This is a genomic window from Actinomyces bouchesdurhonensis (genome assembly GCF_900128465.1).
Taxonomy (GTDB): Bacteria; Actinomycetota; Actinomycetes; order Actinomycetales; family Actinomycetaceae; genus Pauljensenia; species Pauljensenia bouchesdurhonensis.
In genome coordinates this window covers 95,796-112,212 of the sequence record NZ_LT635869.1, presented here as the reverse complement: position 1 = coordinate 112,212, position 16,417 = coordinate 95,796, and the positions used below count along the sequence as shown (strand labels likewise).

At 64.0% G+C, this 16,417-nt stretch carries 8 protein-coding genes, 2 tRNA genes, 1 other RNA gene and 6 pseudogenes; 6 read left to right on the top strand and 11 right to left on the bottom strand.

Annotation, left to right across the window (positions count from 1 at the left end):
• A pseudogene (locus tag BQ7477_RS08865) lies at nt 1-386 on the top strand (VanZ family protein); the annotation flags it as partial.
• Nucleotides 387-390: 4 nt separating this feature from the next.
• Here BQ7477_RS08865 and BQ7477_RS12830 read toward each other — a convergent pair.
• The 8 genes and pseudogenes from BQ7477_RS12830 to BQ7477_RS08830 form a co-directional block, all read right to left on the bottom strand.
• Nucleotides 391-1,221 (bottom strand): annotated as a pseudogene (locus BQ7477_RS12830) (sensor histidine kinase); the annotation flags it as partial.
• A gap of 9 nt (nt 1,222-1,230) precedes the next feature.
• A pseudogene (locus BQ7477_RS13275) lies at nt 1,231-1,428 on the bottom strand (ABC transporter permease); the annotation flags it as partial.
• Between the two features lie 3 nt (nt 1,429-1,431).
• Nucleotides 1,432-1,929, bottom strand: a pseudogene (locus BQ7477_RS08855) (ATP-binding cassette domain-containing protein); the annotation flags it as partial.
• Between the two features lie 838 nt (nt 1,930-2,767).
• Nucleotides 2,768-4,681: a dipeptide ABC transporter ATP-binding protein gene (locus tag BQ7477_RS08850; protein ID WP_073983634.1), complete on the bottom strand. Its 1,914-nt coding sequence runs from the start codon at nt 4,679-4,681 to the stop codon at nt 2,768-2,770.
• On the bottom strand, nt 4,678-5,649 hold the full coding sequence (locus BQ7477_RS08845; RefSeq protein ID WP_073983633.1) for an ABC transporter permease: 972 nt from the start codon (nt 5,647-5,649) through the stop codon (nt 4,678-4,680). Before BQ7477_RS08845 ends, BQ7477_RS08850 begins: the two co-directional genes overlap by 4 nt.
• The gene (locus BQ7477_RS08840) at nt 5,642-6,568 is read right to left on the bottom strand and encodes an ABC transporter permease (RefSeq protein WP_073983632.1); all 927 of its coding nucleotides are present in this window, start codon (nt 6,566-6,568) and stop codon (nt 5,642-5,644) included. The genes BQ7477_RS08845 and BQ7477_RS08840 overlap by 8 nt, the downstream gene beginning before the upstream one ends.
• Before the next feature lie 337 nt (nt 6,569-6,905).
• Nucleotides 6,906-8,498: a peptide ABC transporter substrate-binding protein gene (locus BQ7477_RS08835; protein WP_073983631.1), complete on the bottom strand. Its 1,593-nt coding sequence runs from the start codon at nt 8,496-8,498 to the stop codon at nt 6,906-6,908.
• 261 nt (nt 8,499-8,759) lie between these two features.
• Nucleotides 8,760-9,722 (bottom strand): glycine betaine ABC transporter substrate-binding protein, encoded by a 963-nt coding sequence (locus BQ7477_RS08830; protein WP_478209467.1) that lies wholly within the window; start codon nt 9,720-9,722, stop codon nt 8,760-8,762.
• Between the two features lie 287 nt (nt 9,723-10,009).
• Here BQ7477_RS08830 and BQ7477_RS08825 point away from each other — a divergent pair.
• Nucleotides 10,010-10,552, top strand: a pseudogene (locus BQ7477_RS08825) (ion transporter); the annotation flags it as partial.
• A 3-nt stretch (nt 10,553-10,555) separates the two neighbouring features.
• Here BQ7477_RS08825 and BQ7477_RS08820 read toward each other — a convergent pair.
• A pseudogene (locus BQ7477_RS08820) lies at nt 10,556-11,887 on the bottom strand (uracil-xanthine permease family protein); the annotation flags it as partial.
• Between the two features lie 158 nt (nt 11,888-12,045).
• On the opposite strand from BQ7477_RS08820, the gene BQ7477_RS08815 reads away from it, so the two are divergent.
• Nucleotides 12,046-12,519, top strand: coding sequence for a hypothetical protein (locus BQ7477_RS08815; RefSeq protein WP_073983630.1), 474 nt, complete (start codon nt 12,046-12,048; stop codon nt 12,517-12,519).
• Nucleotides 12,520-12,600: 81 nt separating this feature from the next.
• Nucleotides 12,601-12,688: transfer RNA gene (locus BQ7477_RS08810), tRNA-Ser, on the top strand.
• Between the two features lie 762 nt (nt 12,689-13,450).
• Here the strand turns inward: BQ7477_RS08810 and BQ7477_RS08805 are convergent.
• On the bottom strand, nt 13,451-14,608 hold the full coding sequence (locus BQ7477_RS08805) for an IS1249 family transposase (RefSeq protein WP_268753719.1): 1,158 nt from the start codon (nt 14,606-14,608) through the stop codon (nt 13,451-13,453).
• Nucleotides 14,609-15,204: 596 nt separating this feature from the next.
• On the bottom strand, nt 15,205-15,768 hold the full coding sequence (locus BQ7477_RS08800) for a YbaK/EbsC family protein (protein WP_073983629.1): 564 nt from the start codon (nt 15,766-15,768) through the stop codon (nt 15,205-15,207).
• Nucleotides 15,769-15,939: 171 nt separating this feature from the next.
• On the opposite strand from BQ7477_RS08800, the gene ffs reads away from it, so the two are divergent.
• An RNA gene (ffs, locus tag BQ7477_RS08795) (signal recognition particle sRNA small type) lies at nt 15,940-16,035 on the top strand.
• A gap of 118 nt (nt 16,036-16,153) precedes the next feature.
• Nucleotides 16,154-16,226: transfer RNA gene (locus BQ7477_RS08790), tRNA-Arg, on the top strand.
• The last annotated feature ends 191 nt before the right edge of the window (nt 16,227-16,417 follow it).

Genomic DNA, 16,417 nt, shown 5'->3' with positions numbered 1-16,417 from the left:
GCGCGCGCCAACGCGGACGTCCCTCGCGCGCCACCTCGCACGACGAGGCACCCGGTCACACCAGCCACGATCGCCTCACCGTCTCCAAGGCGCTGCCCCTCATCTACCGTCGATCCAAGCGGACCGGCGCCCTCCTGCCGCGAGAAGATAACCCACACACCCCCACGACCGCGGAGATCCCAGTGGTCGCGGCTCGGGCCTCGTCGATGTGGAAGCTGCCGAGGGCACTGCCCCTCGCGTGGATCCTCTACCTGGCAGGCCTGCTGATTTTCACACTCCTGCCGATCCCCTCCGACCCGTTGGCCGCCTGCGCCGCGATCATCCACTGGGACAACTACATGCCCTTCGGGTCCCTGGCCGCCGTCGCCGACCAATTCCGCGACGGCGANCCGCCGAACGAGGACCCGACGGCGGCTCACCCTCATTCGTGATCTCGGCGTCGACGCGCGCGACCTCCAGAAGCGACCGCGCCTCCTCGAGCTCCTCCGCTGGGGACAGGGCCCGCGTGGCCGCCACGATGCGGCGAACGTCAGCCAAGGCCTCGTTCGACTGTGCGGTCACCGCGCGAATCTGCTCACGCGCCTCCTGGACGCGCCCAGCCTCCAGGAGACGACCCGCCAGCTCGGACACCATCGTGATCCCCGTCAACGAATGCCCGAGAATGTCATGCAGATCCGTGCTCAGGCGCGCCCGCTCCGCCGCCTTTGCACGCTGGATCGCATCCTGGCGGCGCAGATGCTCGCGGGCCGAACGCTCCATGCGCCAACGCGCCACCCCCACGAAGACACACAGCAGCAGCAGGTACCAGCCCATCCACAGGGGCTCACCCTGCGCGTAAGCGGCCACACCCGCGATAGCGGTCACCGGCACGAGGCCCGCGACGATGAACCTGCCCGGCGCCTGAAACACCCACGCGACCAGCAGATACGACGTCAGCATGAACGCGTGAGGCGTGTCAACGGAAACCGCGTACACGAGGTAGGCGACCGTCGCCGCCGCCAGCGCCGCGTGGGAGAGGATGAATGGCCTCGTGAAGGAGTTGCGCGCGGGCAGGGGATTGGCCAGCCACGTCGCCGAGTTCACGACCGCGACGAGGGCGCACAACCCGATGAGGCCCGCGCGCTGGGCCGAATCCGGCAGTTCCAGGGCGTAGGCGAGGGGAAACCCCATGAACAGCATCCACGGGGCCGCCCACGCCAGGGAGATCAAGCGCTCCTTCATGACACCAGCCTAGCGAGCCGTGTCGTGGGACGCGCCCCACCAGGCGATGCCCGCCGTGATAACCACCCACCCGACGATGTTGAGCCACGCCGCCGTCGGCATCGTCACGGTTCCGGCGACAGCGTAGATCGCCTGGACGGCGCCATACAGGGGCGTGAAGGGCGCGACGTGGGAGACGAAGGGCGGCATCTGCTCCAGCGGGATGAACNCCAGGGCGTCCATGCCGGCCGTGGCCTCGTCGAGGATCAGGAAGTCCGGGTTGCCGGACAGCGCGAGGGCGAGTCGCACGCGCTGCACCTCGCCGCCGGACAGCTTGTTGAGCGGGCGCTTGGCGAGCTTCGTCAGGTTCGTGCGCTCCAGGAGCTCGTCGGTGGGGATCGGGTCGGCGTGCATCGCGGCAACCAGGTCGATCGTGTTGCGGACCTTTCCGTCGCGCGGCAAGGCCCCGGACTGGAGCATGGCACCCACGAGCGAGCGGCGCACGGCCTCGCGCGGGCTCATGCCGTAGACGCTGATGTCGCCCTGCGTGGGCGTGGCCAGGCCGAGGACGATGTCCAGGAACGTGCTCTTGCCCGCGCCGTTGACGCCGAGGAGCGCCACGATCTCGCCGGGCATGAGGGTGAGGTTCACGCCGCGCAGCGCGTCGACGTGGCCGAAGGACTGGTGGATGTTCGTCGCCTGAAGGGCGGGCGTTGTTTCTGCGTTCATGGCACCCAGTCTGCGCGCGTATATGAGGGGCCGGAAGTGTCCTTTGATGCAGGTGGTGCCATGACAAATGTCAGGGTGCGCGGGTGCGTTCTGTAGGGGCCCGTGGGGGCGGGGCACGCCGCGCTCTGCAGGTTCTCGTGATGGTTGCAACAGTTCTTGGTGAAGGAGTTCGTTGTAGCCAATCTTGGTCGCGGTTCGCGTGGTCGGTAGAGGGCCCGAGAGTGACGACGGTAACCGTCCCAGCAAAAGTCGCACGTAATTTAACTCGGTCATTTTTCGAGATAGCCCACAAACGTTGCAATTCCAACGGTCGGATTTCAAAGTCTGAAATATGTGGAGGGGAATTACGTGCGACATTGCTTCGGTTGGGCGGCCATCCCCCTCAAGTCGCGACCTCACCGCCACCAAACGGGGGGAATTGCATCATTAGAGGCGCGACACGCCGGCGACACGCCGAAGGGAGGCTCCTAATGGTGCAAAACCCCCATCGCCAGCGGTGCAGCGAGCGCCAGATTAGTTTCGCACGTAATTCAACTCGGTCATTTTTCGCGATAGCCCACAAACGTTGCAATTCCAACGGTCGGATGTCACAGTCTGAAATACGTTCTGGGGAATTACGTGCGACATTGGTGACTGGCGGGCATGACTGATCAGTACATAGCGGCACAACAGAACTGACGAGCAGCCCGGCACACCAAGCAGCCCGGCCCGACGAGGCAGGAACGCACAGCCCCGGAACCCAGGCACAGCAAACAGCAAGAGGCCCGAAGCGCCGCAGCGGGCGATACAGCAAGAGGCCCGAAGCGCTGCAGCGCTTCGGGCCCCCGCGCGCGTCAGCTCACAGGTTGAGCTGGATGTTGCGGCCGGGGACGGCCTCGATCAGCTCGCGCGTGTAGTCCTGGACCGGGTTGTTGAACAGCTCGTCCGTCGAGTTGGCCTCGACGAGCTTGCCCTTCTCCATGACGATGACGTCGTCGGCGATCTGGCGGACGACCGCCAGGTCGTGCGTGATGAACAGGTATGACAGGCCCAGCTGGGCCTGCAGGTCGTTGAGCAGGTACAGGATCTGATTCTGTACCAGCACGTCGAGCGCGGACACGGCCTCGTCCAGGACGATGACCTCCGGGTTGAGGGCGAGGGCGCGGGCGACGGCCACGCGCTGGCGCTGGCCACCGGAGAGTTCGTTCGGATAACGACGCATCGCGGAGCGAGGCAGCGCCACCATGTCGAGCAGCTCGGCGGCGCGGGCGATGCGCAGCTTCTTCGGGTTCAACTCGCGCTTCTCGGCGGCGGTCAGGGTGCGCTTGCCCTCGGATGCTTCGACGAGCTTCGTCATCCACTCTTCGGGTTCGCGACCGGTGGCCTCGGCGCGCTTGATCTCCTGGGCGGCGTACTCGAGGGTGCCGTAGCCGTGAATTTTCAGCGGTTCCTCGATGAGGCGGTAGATCGAGTACATCGGGTCCAGTGACCCGTAGGGGTTCTGGAAGACGGCCTGGAGGCGGCGGCGCAGGTGGAACAGTTCCGTGCGGCTCATTGTCGAGGTGTCGACACCGTCGAAGAAAATCTTTCCAGCGGTGGGTTTGAGGAGCTGCAGGATCATGTTCGCTGCGGTCGACTTGCCGGAGCCGGATTCGCCGACGACGGCGAGGGTCGTGCCGCGACGCAGCTCGAAAGAGACGTTGTCGACAGCCAGGAAGGTATTGTTGCCCTTCTTAGCGCCGCGTATGTCGAACTCTTTGGTGAGGCCTTCGACGCGGATGATGGCCTCCGTGGAGGTTGATCCTTTGCCGGCGCCCGTGAGTTCCTCCTCGGTGACGGAGATGCCCTGCTTGTGGGCGGATTCGATGCGGGCTGAGGCCAGGGAGGGCGCGGCTGACACGAGGCGCTTCGTGTAGGGGTGGCGCGGGTGCTGGAGGATCTCCAGGGCGGGGCCGGACTCGACGATGCGACCGCGGTGCATGACGACGAGCTGTTCGGCGCGTTCGGCTGCCAGGCCGAGGTCGTGCGTGATAAACAGCACGGCGGTGCCCATTTCAGATGTCAGCTTGCCGAGGTGGTCGAGGATGCGGCGCTGGACGGTGACGTCTAGGGCGGAGGTGGGTTCGTCGGCGATCAGCAGCTTGGGGTGCGCGGCCATGCCGATGGCGATGAGGGCGCGTTGGCGCATGCCGCCGGAGAACTCGTGCGGGTACTGCTTGGCGCGGCGTTCCGCATCGGGCAGGCCTGCTTCCTCCAGGAGCTGGGTGACACGCTGGCCGACTTCGGACTTGGGTACGACGTTATTCGCGACCAGGGCTTCCTTGACTTGCGTGCCCACTCGGAGCACGGGGTTCAGGTTGCTCATGGGGTCCTGGGGGACCAAGCCGATGCCGGAACCGCGCAGCGACACCCACTCGTTGGTGGACAGGTGGGTGATGTCGCGTCCGTCGAATTCGATGGTGCCGCCCGCGACCTTGCCGGTGCCGGGCAGTAGGCCGATGACGGCGGCGGCGGTCGTGGACTTACCGGAGCCGGATTCGCCGACGATTGCGACGGTCTGGCCGGGGTAGATGGTCAGGTTAGCGCCGCGTACGGCGGGGACGACGCCCGTTGAGGAGGTGAAGGTGACCTCGAGGTCGGTGATTTTGAGCAGGGGGCGCTCGTCGTCGGGGTGGATGGGGGACGAGGCCGGGGCCGCGCTGGGGGCGACGGCTCGTTCGACGATCTCTTCCATCTCCTTGTCGGAGGGGGCGGGGTTGTTCGTTTCGCTCACTTGCGTGCCTTCGGGTCGAGGGCTTCGCGCACGGCGTCACCCATCATGATGAAGCTGAGGACGGTTAGGGCCAGGGCGGCGGCCGGGTAGAAGAGCACCATGGGTGCGTCGCTGAGCTGGTCCTTGGCTGTCGAGATGTCGGCGCCCCAGGAGACGATCGTGGGCGGCAGGCCGATGCCCATGAAGGACAGTGAGGCCTCGGAGACGATGAAGGTGCCCAGTGCGACGGTCGCGTACACGATGATGGGGGCCATCGAGTTGGGGATGATGTGGCTCATGAGGATGCGTCCGCGCGAGGCGCCGGTGGCGCGTGCCGCGGTGACGAATTCTTCGTTCTTGGCGCTCATGACGGAGCCGCGCGTGATTCGTGCGATGGATGTCCAGGCGAAGGTTGACAGGACGACGACGACCATGGCGATGGAGCGTGACTCTTTGAACATCTGCATGAAGACGATGGCCGCCAGGAGCAGAGGGATCGCGAAGAAGACGTCGGTGATGCGAGAGAGCAGCGAGTCAATCCAGCCGCCGACGTAGCCGGCGATGGCGCCGATTGTGCCGCCGATGATGACGACGGCGATCGTGGTGAGAACACCGACGGAGACGGAGGCGCGGGCCCCGTAGATGACGCGCGAGTAGATGTCGCAGCCTTGCTTGTCGAATCCGAAGGGGTGGCTCCACAGTTCGGGGCCGCCCAGGGAACGGGAGAGCTCGCAGTAGCGCGGGTCCTGGCTGGTGAACAGCGACGGGAAGAGCGAAATCATGATGGCTACGAAGATGATGACGGCTGCGAACCAGAAGAGGGGGCGGACGCGCAGTCGTTTCCAGGCTTCGCCCCACATCGAGGAGGGGGCACCCTCGTCGGGTACGGCGTCGACGGCTCCGAGGCCGGTCTCGTCGATGTCGGAGACGTAGTGGTCCTGCCCGGCGCGGGTGCGGGCAATGTTGGCGGAGGGAATGATGTCACTCATAGCGGATCCTCGGGTCGAGCACGGCGTAGAGAAGGTCAACGACGAGGTTGGCCAGGATGTACACCAGGACGAGCACGGTTGTGATGGAGACGACGGTGGGGGCTTCGCCTAGTCGGATGGCCTGCCAGAGCGTGCCGCCGACGCCGTTGATGTTGAAGATGCCCTCGGTGATGATGGCGCCGCCCATGAGGGCGCCGAGGTCGCCGCCGAGGAAGGTGGCGACGGGGATGAGGGAGTTGCGCAGGATGTGGCGGGACATGACGGCGCGGTTGGTCAGGCCCTTGGCGCGGGCGGTGCGCACGTAGTCGGCGGAGACGTTCTCGGAGACGGACTGGCGGGTCAGTCGGATGACGTAGGCCAGGGAGACGCCGCCGAGCACCATGGCTGGCATGGTGAGGGAGGCGAAGTCGACGGAGACGCTGGCTGTGACCGGTAAGACTCCGAGTTTGATGCCGAGGAGGAATTGTAGGACGAAGCCGAGGACGAAGGTCGGCACCGAAATCAGCAGGAGTGAGAACACGAGGATCGTGGAGTCGAACCAGCCGCCGCGGCGAACGCCGGCGATTGTGCCCAGCGTGATGCCGAAAATGGACTCGATGGCGAGCGCGTAGACGGCCAGCGCCATCGTGGTGGGGAAGGCTCGAGCCATGACGTCGATGACGGGCTGCTGGTTGAAGGATTTGCCGAAGTCAAGGGTGAACACACCTTTGAGGTAGAGCAGATACTGCATCCAGAAGGGCTGGTCGAGGTGGTACTCGGCGCGGATCTTTGCGGCGGCTGCCTCAGTGAGGCCGCGGTCGCCGCCGAGTGCGGCGACGGGGTCACCTGGCATGAGGTAGACCATCGCGAAGATCAGAAAGGTGGCTCCGAAGAAGACCGGGATGGTCTGGAGGAGTCGCCGTCCGATGTAGCGGAGCATGGGCAATCCTTTAGGTTCGTGTCGAGGGATGGGCGCGGTGCCGCTCCCGATCGTGCGCCCCGCTGGGGGCGGGGCTGCCTATGTGTCCCATCATAGGGTAAAGAATGGGCAAATGAGTAGTGGGGGTCGTTATGTGGCCAGCGAATCAGGTGTGTTTCCCTGATTGTGGTTGACAGGTGTGGTCTGCGATGTGGGCATCGACGAGGCTGGGGGCGCGTTTGGTGCGCGCGTGGCCCGTGTGTTGGCGTGGGTTTTGGGTTTAGTGGTGGTTGCTGCGCGAAGGGGGGTGGGCGGCTGCTGCCACCCACCCCCCTTCGTGAGGATGGTTCCTAAGAACTCACTTCTTGTCTGTCGAGGTCTTGGTGATCTTGTAGGCGACCGGTAGTCCGTGCCAGTCGAAGGTCACATTGTCGACCTTGTCGTTCCATGCGCCGTTGACGTTGTAGTACCACAGCGGGATGACGGGCAGGTCCTTCAGGAGGACCTCCTGGGCCTGCTGCATGATGGCGATGCCGTCTTCTTCAGTGGCGGCGCCGGCAGCCTGGGTGATCAGGTTGTCGAACTCCTGGGAGGAGTAGAAGCCCTTGTTGGAGGCTGCGCCGGTCACGTACAGCGGCTGCAGGAAGTTGTAGATCGACGGGTAGTCGGCCTGCCAGCCGGAGCGGAAGGCTGCGCCAATCGTCTTCTCATCCTCCTGCTGGAGCATGGTCTTGAAGTCGACGATCGGCTTGCCTTCGGCGCTGATGTTCAGCGTGTTCTTGATGGAGTTCGCGGCGGCATCCACCCATTCCTTGTGACCGCCGTCAGAGTTGTAGGCGATCTCGAAGGTGCCGTCCCACGGGGCGATGGCGTCGGCCTGGGCCCACAGTTCCTTAGCCTTGTCGGGGTTGTAGGTCAGGACGTCGGAGCCTGCCAGGTTCTCGGAGTAGCCTTCGAGTGTGGGGGCAGTGAAGTCCTTGGCGGGGGTGCGGGTGCCCGAGTAGATCTGCTGGGTAATCTCGTCGCGGTTGATGGCCATGGAGATGGCCTGGCGGCGCAGCTGGCCTTCCTCGCCGGAGAAGTGGTCGAGGTACTGCGGGATTGTCAGCGTCATGATGCCGGCGTAGGGGTCATTGACGGAGCGTCCGGCGAAGGTGTCCTGGTAGGAGCCAATGGCCGAGGAAGGCATGGCGTCCATGACGTCCAGGTTGCCGGCCTTGAGGTCGTTGTAGGCGGCGTCCATTGACTGGTAGAACTTGAAGACGAGGCCTTCGTTCTGGGCCCTCTCGGCACCGACGTAGTAATCGTTGGGGACCAGGTAGATCTGGACGTTGTGATCCCAGGCGGTCTTGGAGGCGAGCTTGTAGGGGCCGTTGCCGACCGGGTTCTGGCCGCCGGCATCGGGGTCGTTCAGGGTGGAGTCGGGCAGTGGCGCGTAGGCGGTGTAGCCGAGGCGGCTGACGAGGTCGTAGCTGGGCTGCTTGAGTTTGATTGTGAAGGTGTAGTCGTCGACGACCTGGACGCCGGACAGGTCGCCGTTGCCCTCTTCGTTGGTGCCTTCGAAGGAGTCGAAGAAGGAGGCCTGCGTCTGTTCCTTGGTGGTGATGAGCTGCCAGGCGCGGACGAAGTTCTCGGCTTTGACGGGGGTGCCGTCGGAGAACTTGCGGTCCTGGTTGAGCTTGACGGTCCAGAGGGTGTTGTCTTCGTTGGGTTCGATGGATGCGGCGACGTCGAGGACGGGGGTGCCGTCAGTGTCGTAGCGGACGAGCTGGCTAAAGAGTGCGGACAGGATCTTGCCGCCGCCGTTTTCGCTGGTCATGCCCGGCAGGAGCGGGTTTTGCGGTTCGGAGCCGTTCATGACGACAGCGTTGGCGTTGACGCCGCTGGAGCATGCGCTCAGTGCGAGCGCAGCGCCGACGGGGATGGCGAGCCATGCCTTTTTCAGGTTCATGGTTACTTCCTCCTGGTTGATGGTTGGGACCGTGGGGCCTTGCCCGTGGTCATGGTCTGAGAGTAGCTCGTCTTTCGTGAAACGTAGTGGGTAAGTCCATCATGTGCGCATTACATTTTGGTTACAAACGTAAAAAGTAGGTCAAATAATGGTGTGCGTCACATAAAGGTTTAAATTTGTGGGCGACTACACGAGCAACGAGGCCGGGGTGCGAAACACGAACGCGCTCCCCAGCCCCGGCCTCGTCCACGGAAGGACACGTCAGGAAAGCAAACCCTTAGAGGACAGCCACTCCCGGGCGATCTGCGACGCCGACCGCTGCTCCTGCGTGGACGCGCGGTTCATCTCCACCAGATCCGCAGGCTCAAGCGCGGCGCTCACGCGGTTGATGACGGCGGCCGCCTCATCGTCCACGCGAGCCGAGGCCAGGGGGACGACGTGCGAGGCCAGGAACAGTCCCTGCGGATCCGCCAAGACCGTCAGAGTGCCGTCCGCCAGAGCCGGATCCGAGGAGTAGATGTTCGCCAGCTGAATGTCCCCGTCCCTCAGCGCCTTGACCGTGAGCGGGCCGCCCGAATCCTCGATCGGCGTGAAGGCCACCGTCACCCCGTAGGTCCGCGACAGGCCGGCCGGGCCATACGGGCGAGTCTCAAGCTCCGAGTTCCCGCCCAGGGTCAGCGGCCCCGCCCCGGCCAGGTCACCGATCGAGGCCAGCGAATGCTCCGCGGCGAAGTCCGAGGTCACCACATAGGAATCCTGGTCGGTCGCCGGCGCCTGGTCGAGGGCGCGCAGCCCCTGCGGAAGGACGCCGGTCAGCGCCGCGTAAACCTCATCCGTCGAACGGGCGGTCGCGTCGGAATCCAGGTATTGCAACAGGTTGCCCGTGTACTCGGGGAACACGTCGATCGAGCCGGCCCAGAGCTCGGGCATGTAGACCTCGCGCTGGCCGATGCGCATCTGTCGATCCACCGTGTAACCGGCGTCCTCCAGGGCCTGCGCNCGATGGAGCAGGCCGTCGCGGTGCAGGCGGTCGACCAGGCATGAAGCCGCGCCGAGAGTGATGCCCTGACTCGCGGCCACCTCCTGGATGCGGCAGGCGGGGGTGTCGCGCACGGCGCGCAGGACCAGGAAGCGGCCCAGTGACAGGGGGTTGTTCGCCTCGCACAGCGCGGACTCGACCGCGTTCCAGGCGCGTAGTTCCGCGCTCACGAGGGCAGTAAACAGCGATGATGCATCCGTTGCCATAGTCAACATATTACGTGGAAATAATTGATATGTATAGTGAGTGTGAGGGGACACTCGTTGAGTTTTTGACGCAATGGGTCATCGCCGTGTGGTCGTCGAACGGCTCTCGAACCGCGTGCGGGGCGTCGTCGGCGGGCCCCCGTGCGGTGCTACAGTGCGTGGTGTCGGCGACTGACAAGCGTGCCCCTCGCTTCGTGCACGGGGGTTCCCAGTGGCGGGTGAGTTTTCTTGGTGCGTCACGCGTCTATCAATGAGGAGTGTCAACGGTGCGAAAACGTCTCTACTCCCTGCTCAACGGCGATGGGAGAGCAGCAATGTGGTACGGGCGCGTCATGACCGTGCTCATCGTTGCCAGCCTCCTTCCCCTGTGTTTCAAAGGATCCAGCCCCATCCTCGAAACGATCGAGTACGCGTGCGTCCTCGTGTTCATCGTCGACTACCTGGCCCGCTGGGCGACGGCGGACCTGAAGCTACGCAAAGGCGCGTTGTCGTTCCTGATCTACCCCTTCACGCCGATGGCGATCATCGACTTGGCGTCGATCCTGCCCGTCTTCAACGCCCTCAACGACGCGCTGCGCACGCTGCGAGTCCTCCGCCTCTTCCGCACGCTGCGGGCCTTCAAGCTCATCCGCTACTCGAAGAGCACCTCCGCCATCGCCGCCGTGTTCGAAAAACAGCGGGAGGCGCTGCTGGCCGTCCTCTGCCTGGCGATCGGCTACATCCTCGTCAGCGCCCTCGTCATCTTCAACGTCGAGCCGGACACCTTCAACACGTTCTTCGACGCCGTGTACTGGGCGGTCGTCTCCCTGANAGTACGCCTCGCCCTCCAGCTCCGAACCCGACGGCGCCGACGCTGGCGTCGCCGCCTCCAGGTTCGTGCCGCGCAGCTTCGAAATCAGGCGCATGCCGTGGTAGATCGCCAGCGCCGAGGCGGTGCCCAGCGCGATGCCCTCGAAGGACATGTCGCCGATCTTCCACGTGAAGTTCGCGATCGCGACGATCAGGGCCACCGCGGCGGTGTTCAGGTTCACCGGGTTGGAGAAGTCCACGCGGTTCTGCACCCAGATACGCACGCCCAGCATGCCGATCATGCCGTACAGGACCGTGCCCGCACCGCCGAGGACGCCCGGTGGAATCGTCGCAATCAGCGCGCCGAACTTCGGCAACATCGACAGAACCAAGGCAACACCAGCCGCGATCAGGTACGCGGCCGTCGAGTACACGCGGGTCGCCGCCATGACACCGATGTTCTCAGCGTAGGTGGTCGTACCCGAACCACCGCCGCTACCAGCCAACATCGTGGACAAGCCGTCGGCCATAAGCGCACGGCCCGTCAGGTCATCCAAGTTCTCACCCGTCATCGCCGACACCGACTTCACATGGCCAACATTCTCAGCAACCAGGATGAACACAACCGGCAGGAACAGACCCAGGGTCGACGGGGCGAAGCTCGGGGCCTGGAACTCAGGGAAACCAATCCAGGCGGCCTTGCTCACCGTCGAGAAGTCGACCTGGCCCTGAAGAATCGCGGCCACGTAGCCGATCAACACGCCGATCAGGATCGACAGACGACCCAGGATACCCTTGAAAAGAACCGTCACCAGGCAGATCGACACGATCGTCACGACAGCCGTGATCGGACCTTCCTTCACCCAGTTCCACGCGGCGGGCGCCAAGTTCAAGCCGATGAGAGCCACGATCGCGCCCGTCACCACGGGCGGCATCGCCGCATCAATCCAACGCACGCCCGCGAAATGAACGACCAAGCCGACGAGGGCCAGCGTCGCGCCAGTCGCAATGATGCCGCCGAGCGCATAAGAAGAACCCAGAGACGCAGACACCGCAGTGATCGGGGCGATCAGGGCGAACGAGGAACCCAAGTACGAGGGCAGACGACCCGCCGTAATCAGGAAAAACAGCAGCGTGCCGACCGCGGTGAAAAAAAGCGTCGTCGACGGAGGGAAACCCGTCAACAACGGAACAAGGAACGTCGCACCAAACATCGCGACCACGTGCTGGGCGCCAATGCCAACGGTGCGCGGCCACGACAGCCGCTCACCCGGAAGGACGACGTCACCGGGATTAATAGATGTGCCGTTACCGTGAAGCTTCCAACGGAACAACGAAGTCTTCGTTTCGCTCATGCGCGTACAAATCCGATCAGTTGATGGGCGGGATGGCCGTACCGGTCGGAACACCAGGGTAGCGCGTTCAGGCGCCGGGCCGCGGTATTTACTACTGAAAAACCGCATCCACACGCAAAGTGTGGTGCACGCCCCTTCCCGTATGGGATAGTGGACGCATGAGCGCACAGGCATCAACCCCCACCCCCGCACCCAGCGGCGCGCTCCCGGGAATGACAGCCCAGGCCTCGTCGATGAGTGCCCCGCGCAGCGGCATGACCTCCCCCTACCCGAGGGTTCATGCCACGGGGACCGCAGGCGACCGCTTCGGGTATGCCCCCACAGCCCCAACACCGGTTCATCCAAGCATCACCCGCTTCCCAGGGACCGAATACGTCAACATGCGCGCAGTCTTCGCTGACGGAGGTTACACCTCGCCCAAACCCATCACCAACCCGCTGGCGCGAGCAGCCCTGTGGGTCAGCGTCTTCAGCGTCTTCATCATCCCACTGGTCCTCGCCGTCTTCCTGGCGTCCATCGCCCTCATTCGCGCACTCAACCTACCCGACCGCGTCGGCATGCATGAATCCATCGCCGCCCTCACCTACAGCGCCGTCATGGCACTCATATTCATGCTCATCTGCCTGATGTAGCAGCGTCTGTGACCCGCTCCATTGGCGTGGATTGGCGCATCGAGGCGTTTATCGCTTATGATTGTCCGGCACGATGTGCACGGAGGATTCGCCTAGTGGCCTATGGCGCACGCTTGGAAAGCGTGTTGGGTGCAAGCCCTCGGGGGTTCGAATCCCCCATCCTCCGCCACTCAACCCCGGAACCTACCCAGGCTCCGGGGTTTTGTCGCCTGTGGCGCCCCGCGAACTGGGCCGCCGGGCAGCCTGCCCACTTGGGGGTTATGGGTTAAAGGATAAAACGTGTTGGTTTTGTGGTGACTTTTCGGCTTGATGGTGCGGGAAAGTTGGTGTTGGAGGTGGTTGTTTCATCGTGGGGGTATGAATACCCCCAAATGCCCGGCGTGCGAGCGAACGCGTGGGCGAACGCGTGGCCTGGTGTGGACACTCAGGTTCAGGGGCGCAGTTCGCCGAGGCGTGCTAGCTGCCTGCGTTCCTCGCCGCGCACGTGGGTCCGATGGTATGCGCGTGGGCGGCGCTGCCCCGAACCGCGGCCTCACTGACAGCAAGCGGGGGGAGTTGCGCCGTACGGGGACCCGTGCGTGACTTGCCTGCCGGTGACATCGCCACCAAATGGGGGGAATTGCACCATTAGGGGCGCGACACGCCGGCGACATGCCGAGGGGAGGCTTCTAATGCTGCAAAACCCCCCATCCAGCCCTGGGTGCGGAGGGGTCGCAGTGGTGAACTGCGTTCTGGAGTCGCCCGCATCACAGAACATCTGGGCCATCACGCCTATGCTAGCCATTGTTCGTCGAGGTGGTCTGCACTGTGGGCGCGGGTAGGGCGGGGCGCCAATAAACGCCGGAAGGGCATCACCGACAGGGTCCTGCTGCATGGGCGCAGGNGGGGGCTATAGGCGCAAACGTGGTGCTTTAGACGGCGTGTCGTGGGTCTAGTGGGCGCGTCCGGCCCAGCCTTTGCGTGGCCAGAGTCCTTCTTCTGGGGTGGGGGTTCCTTCCGGGATTCCGTGGCGTTTCTGATCGGTGTGGTTGGGGTGTTTGGGTGTGGGGATCCGGCGGGGTGTGGGGCGCCCGTCGTGTTCCCATTGGGTCAGGACTTCGGTGGGGGTCGGGGGTTGTGGGGTGCGCAGGAGGAGAGCCCATTCGGCGATGACGGCTTGGTGGTAGGCACTGGCACCGCGGTGAGCGTGGAGGAGTTCACGCACGACAGCGTTGATGGATTCGACGTGGTTGGTGGTGGCGCAGGCCGGCGGGTCGGCTGGTGTGCCGTCGGGGTTGGTCAGGTAGGTGAACAGCACTCCTTGGCGTGCCAGTCGTGCCAAGCGTCGGTAGGCGCGGCGCGTGCGTTCATGCGTGTACCACCAGGTTTTACCGGTTTTTGACGCCCATGCAGGGTCTTGAGCGGCGAAGGTGCGCTGTGACATCCATTCTCGGAAGGTGTGCCCAAAGTCGTGGAGCATCGTCAACCACGCGCTGGCTTGGTCGACGCTGGTGATGCTCGTCAAGCGTCGTGACAAGGCCAGCAACGCCCGTGCGGGTTCGGTTCTGGGATGCATGGTGAGGTCGCGGATGATGTCACGATGAACGTGGACCAGGCAGCGTTGCACGCGCGTGGAGGGCCATAGGTGCGCGATAGCCGCCAAGGCGCCTGCAGCACCGTCGGTGGTGACCACATCGGCAGGAGCGAGGCGTTCAAGTAGGGCCGTGTAGGCCTGCGCGGATTCGTTGGCCGCCCACTGCCACTCCAGCACATGCTCGCGGTCTCGGGCGATCAGCAGCACCCATTCGCCCGACAGGTGCATGCCGTCAATGAAGATCTGATCGTGGACCTGCCCGGTGACGGGCGGGTGAGGTACCGGCACCTGCCAGCACCAACAGGTACGACGCCGGAAAGCGCGCGCTGAGCCTTCCTGTTCGTCTTGGGTGTGCCGAGACGTCGCCCACGCGATGAAGTCTGCCAGCTCATCGGCTTGTTCGTGTCGGCGCGCACGCCCTGATGGACATGTGGTTGACAGGGCGCACGAGGTGCATTTCCACCGTTGAGCGCCCGCCGCGGTGTGTCCATTCTTCTTCATCGGCACAGCGCACACCGGGCAACGCCGAGCACGATTCGATCGTGTTCTCACCCACTACACGATCACCCCAGAAAGTCAAGGAAGCTGCGCGATTAACCGCCCGAACCTAAATAACAGCGACTTTCGCCCGCAATCCCAACCTAAACCCGGAACTTAAGCACCACGTTCGTGACCTATAGTCCGAAAAATCGGTATTGAAGTTGGTGGCAGCCAACTTGGAGGATGGACAAAACGTGTTGGTTTTGTGGCGACTTTTCGGCTTGCNCTGGGACCGACACGCGTTGTCCTATCACCCTGTGTCCGAAACCCTGTGCCCGGCAGTTGCGTAGCACACCCGTGGGCGGTGGCCCGAGCGGGAGAGGAGACGTGAACGAGCCTGCGGCTTGAAGGGGTCGCACAGATGCCCGGCCAGGCCCCGCAACCGCCTAAGGGCACTCCGACCGGGTTCCGTCTTCCCGCCATGTTGACGGTGTTGGGTCGGTTGTGAATCCCGGCCAGGCCCCGCAACTGTCTACGGGCACTCCGACCGGGTTCTGAGGCCGGGCCTCGCAGTCTGCGCTGCGACCCCAAACCGGGCGGGTAGTGTCATGCTGAGCCCGGGCCTCGTCCCATCAGACCCCGAGACCTTCGACGATTTCGGCACCTGGGAGTGCGGCGAGGACCTCGCCGGTTACGAAAAGCTTCGACCGACGCAGGCCTGAGCCAATACAGCTCCAGCCGAACGCGCACGCCGAATCAATGAGGAGACGCCACGACGTGGGTACGCCCACCGGAGTGATCCCGCCGTATTCCATGCCCGATGCCTCGACGGCGCGTTCCTGCGGCCAAAAACTCGCTTTGCGAACATCAAGGCGCTTCTTGACGACGTGGTTGACATCAGCGTTCGTGGTCGCGCGCACCACACACGCGGCGATTCGTTCCTCGCCCGCGCGTTTGCCTGCAACCAAGATGCAATTCGATGACAGTGCCAGGTCCATGCCAAACTCGCGCGTCATCGTCTCCGTGTCCGCGAACTCCGGGTCGATCTCAACCACGAGCGCCGACGAGGCCGAGGCAACCCCACGCTCGGCCAGCGAAGTCAGCGCGGCGGCGACCGGCGGCGCAAGCAAATCCAGGTGTTCCAGTGCGGGACGTGGTTCCAACGATCCGATTCCGGGAATGTCAATATCGCTCATGCGTCCAGAGTATGCCTGCCTTGTCGAAGGAGATGGCAATGGTCAACCGTCAAGCATGAGTGACGGCATGACCGTACCGAAAAAGTCACGCCGCGGGCGAGTCATGCCAGTGCCTTCTCACTTGTCACTCGCCGCGGCTGCGCGCGAGGGCGAAAACCGTGTATGCTGAGGGTCGGTCCTCCGCGTGACGGTATCATCCGAACCTCCCCAGGGCAGGAATGCAGCAAGGATAAGGGTGCGCTGCCGGGTGCGCGGAGGATCCTCGTATATGTCGTTCGGTTGCAGTCAACGACAGGACACACTTCTACCGTGTGGTTCAGTTCATATCGTTTGGTTTTGCGTCCTGGCGAGAAGCGTGTAAGCTTGTATCCAGCCAAACGGCACAGCGCCCGTAGCTCAATGGATAGAGCATCTGATTACGGTTCAGAAGGTTGGGGGTTCGAGTCCCTTCGGGCGCGCAGCGGCCCCCCTCGGTGCGATCCACCGGTGGGGGTTCTGCATTTATAAAAAGCACTCCTGTGGGAGTGCTTTTTGGGCTATAGGCGCAAACGTGGTGCTTTAGACGGCGTGTCGTGGGTCTAGTGGGGGCTATAGGCGCAAACGTGGTGCTTTAGACGGCGTGTCGTGGGTCTAGTGGGCGCGTCCGGCC

Excerpts from the sequence above, each read along its gene's own strand:
- BQ7477_RS08835 (WP_073983631.1), bottom strand. The coding sequence starts at position 8,498 with ATGAACCTGAAAAAGGCATGGCTCGCCATCCCCGTCGGCGCTGCGCTC.
- BQ7477_RS08840 (WP_073983632.1), bottom strand. The coding sequence starts at position 6,568 with ATGCTCCGCTACATCGGACGGCGACTCCTCCAGACCATCCCGGTCTTC.
- BQ7477_RS08800 (WP_073983629.1), bottom strand. The coding sequence starts at position 15,768 with ATGAGCGATATTGACATTCCCGGAATCGGATCGTTGGAACCACGTCCC.
- BQ7477_RS08815 (WP_073983630.1), top strand. The coding sequence starts at position 12,046 with ATGAGCGCACAGGCATCAACCCCCACCCCCGCACCCAGCGGCGCGCTC.
- BQ7477_RS08845 (WP_073983633.1), bottom strand. The coding sequence starts at position 5,649 with ATGAGTGACATCATTCCCTCCGCCAACATTGCCCGCACCCGCGCCGGG.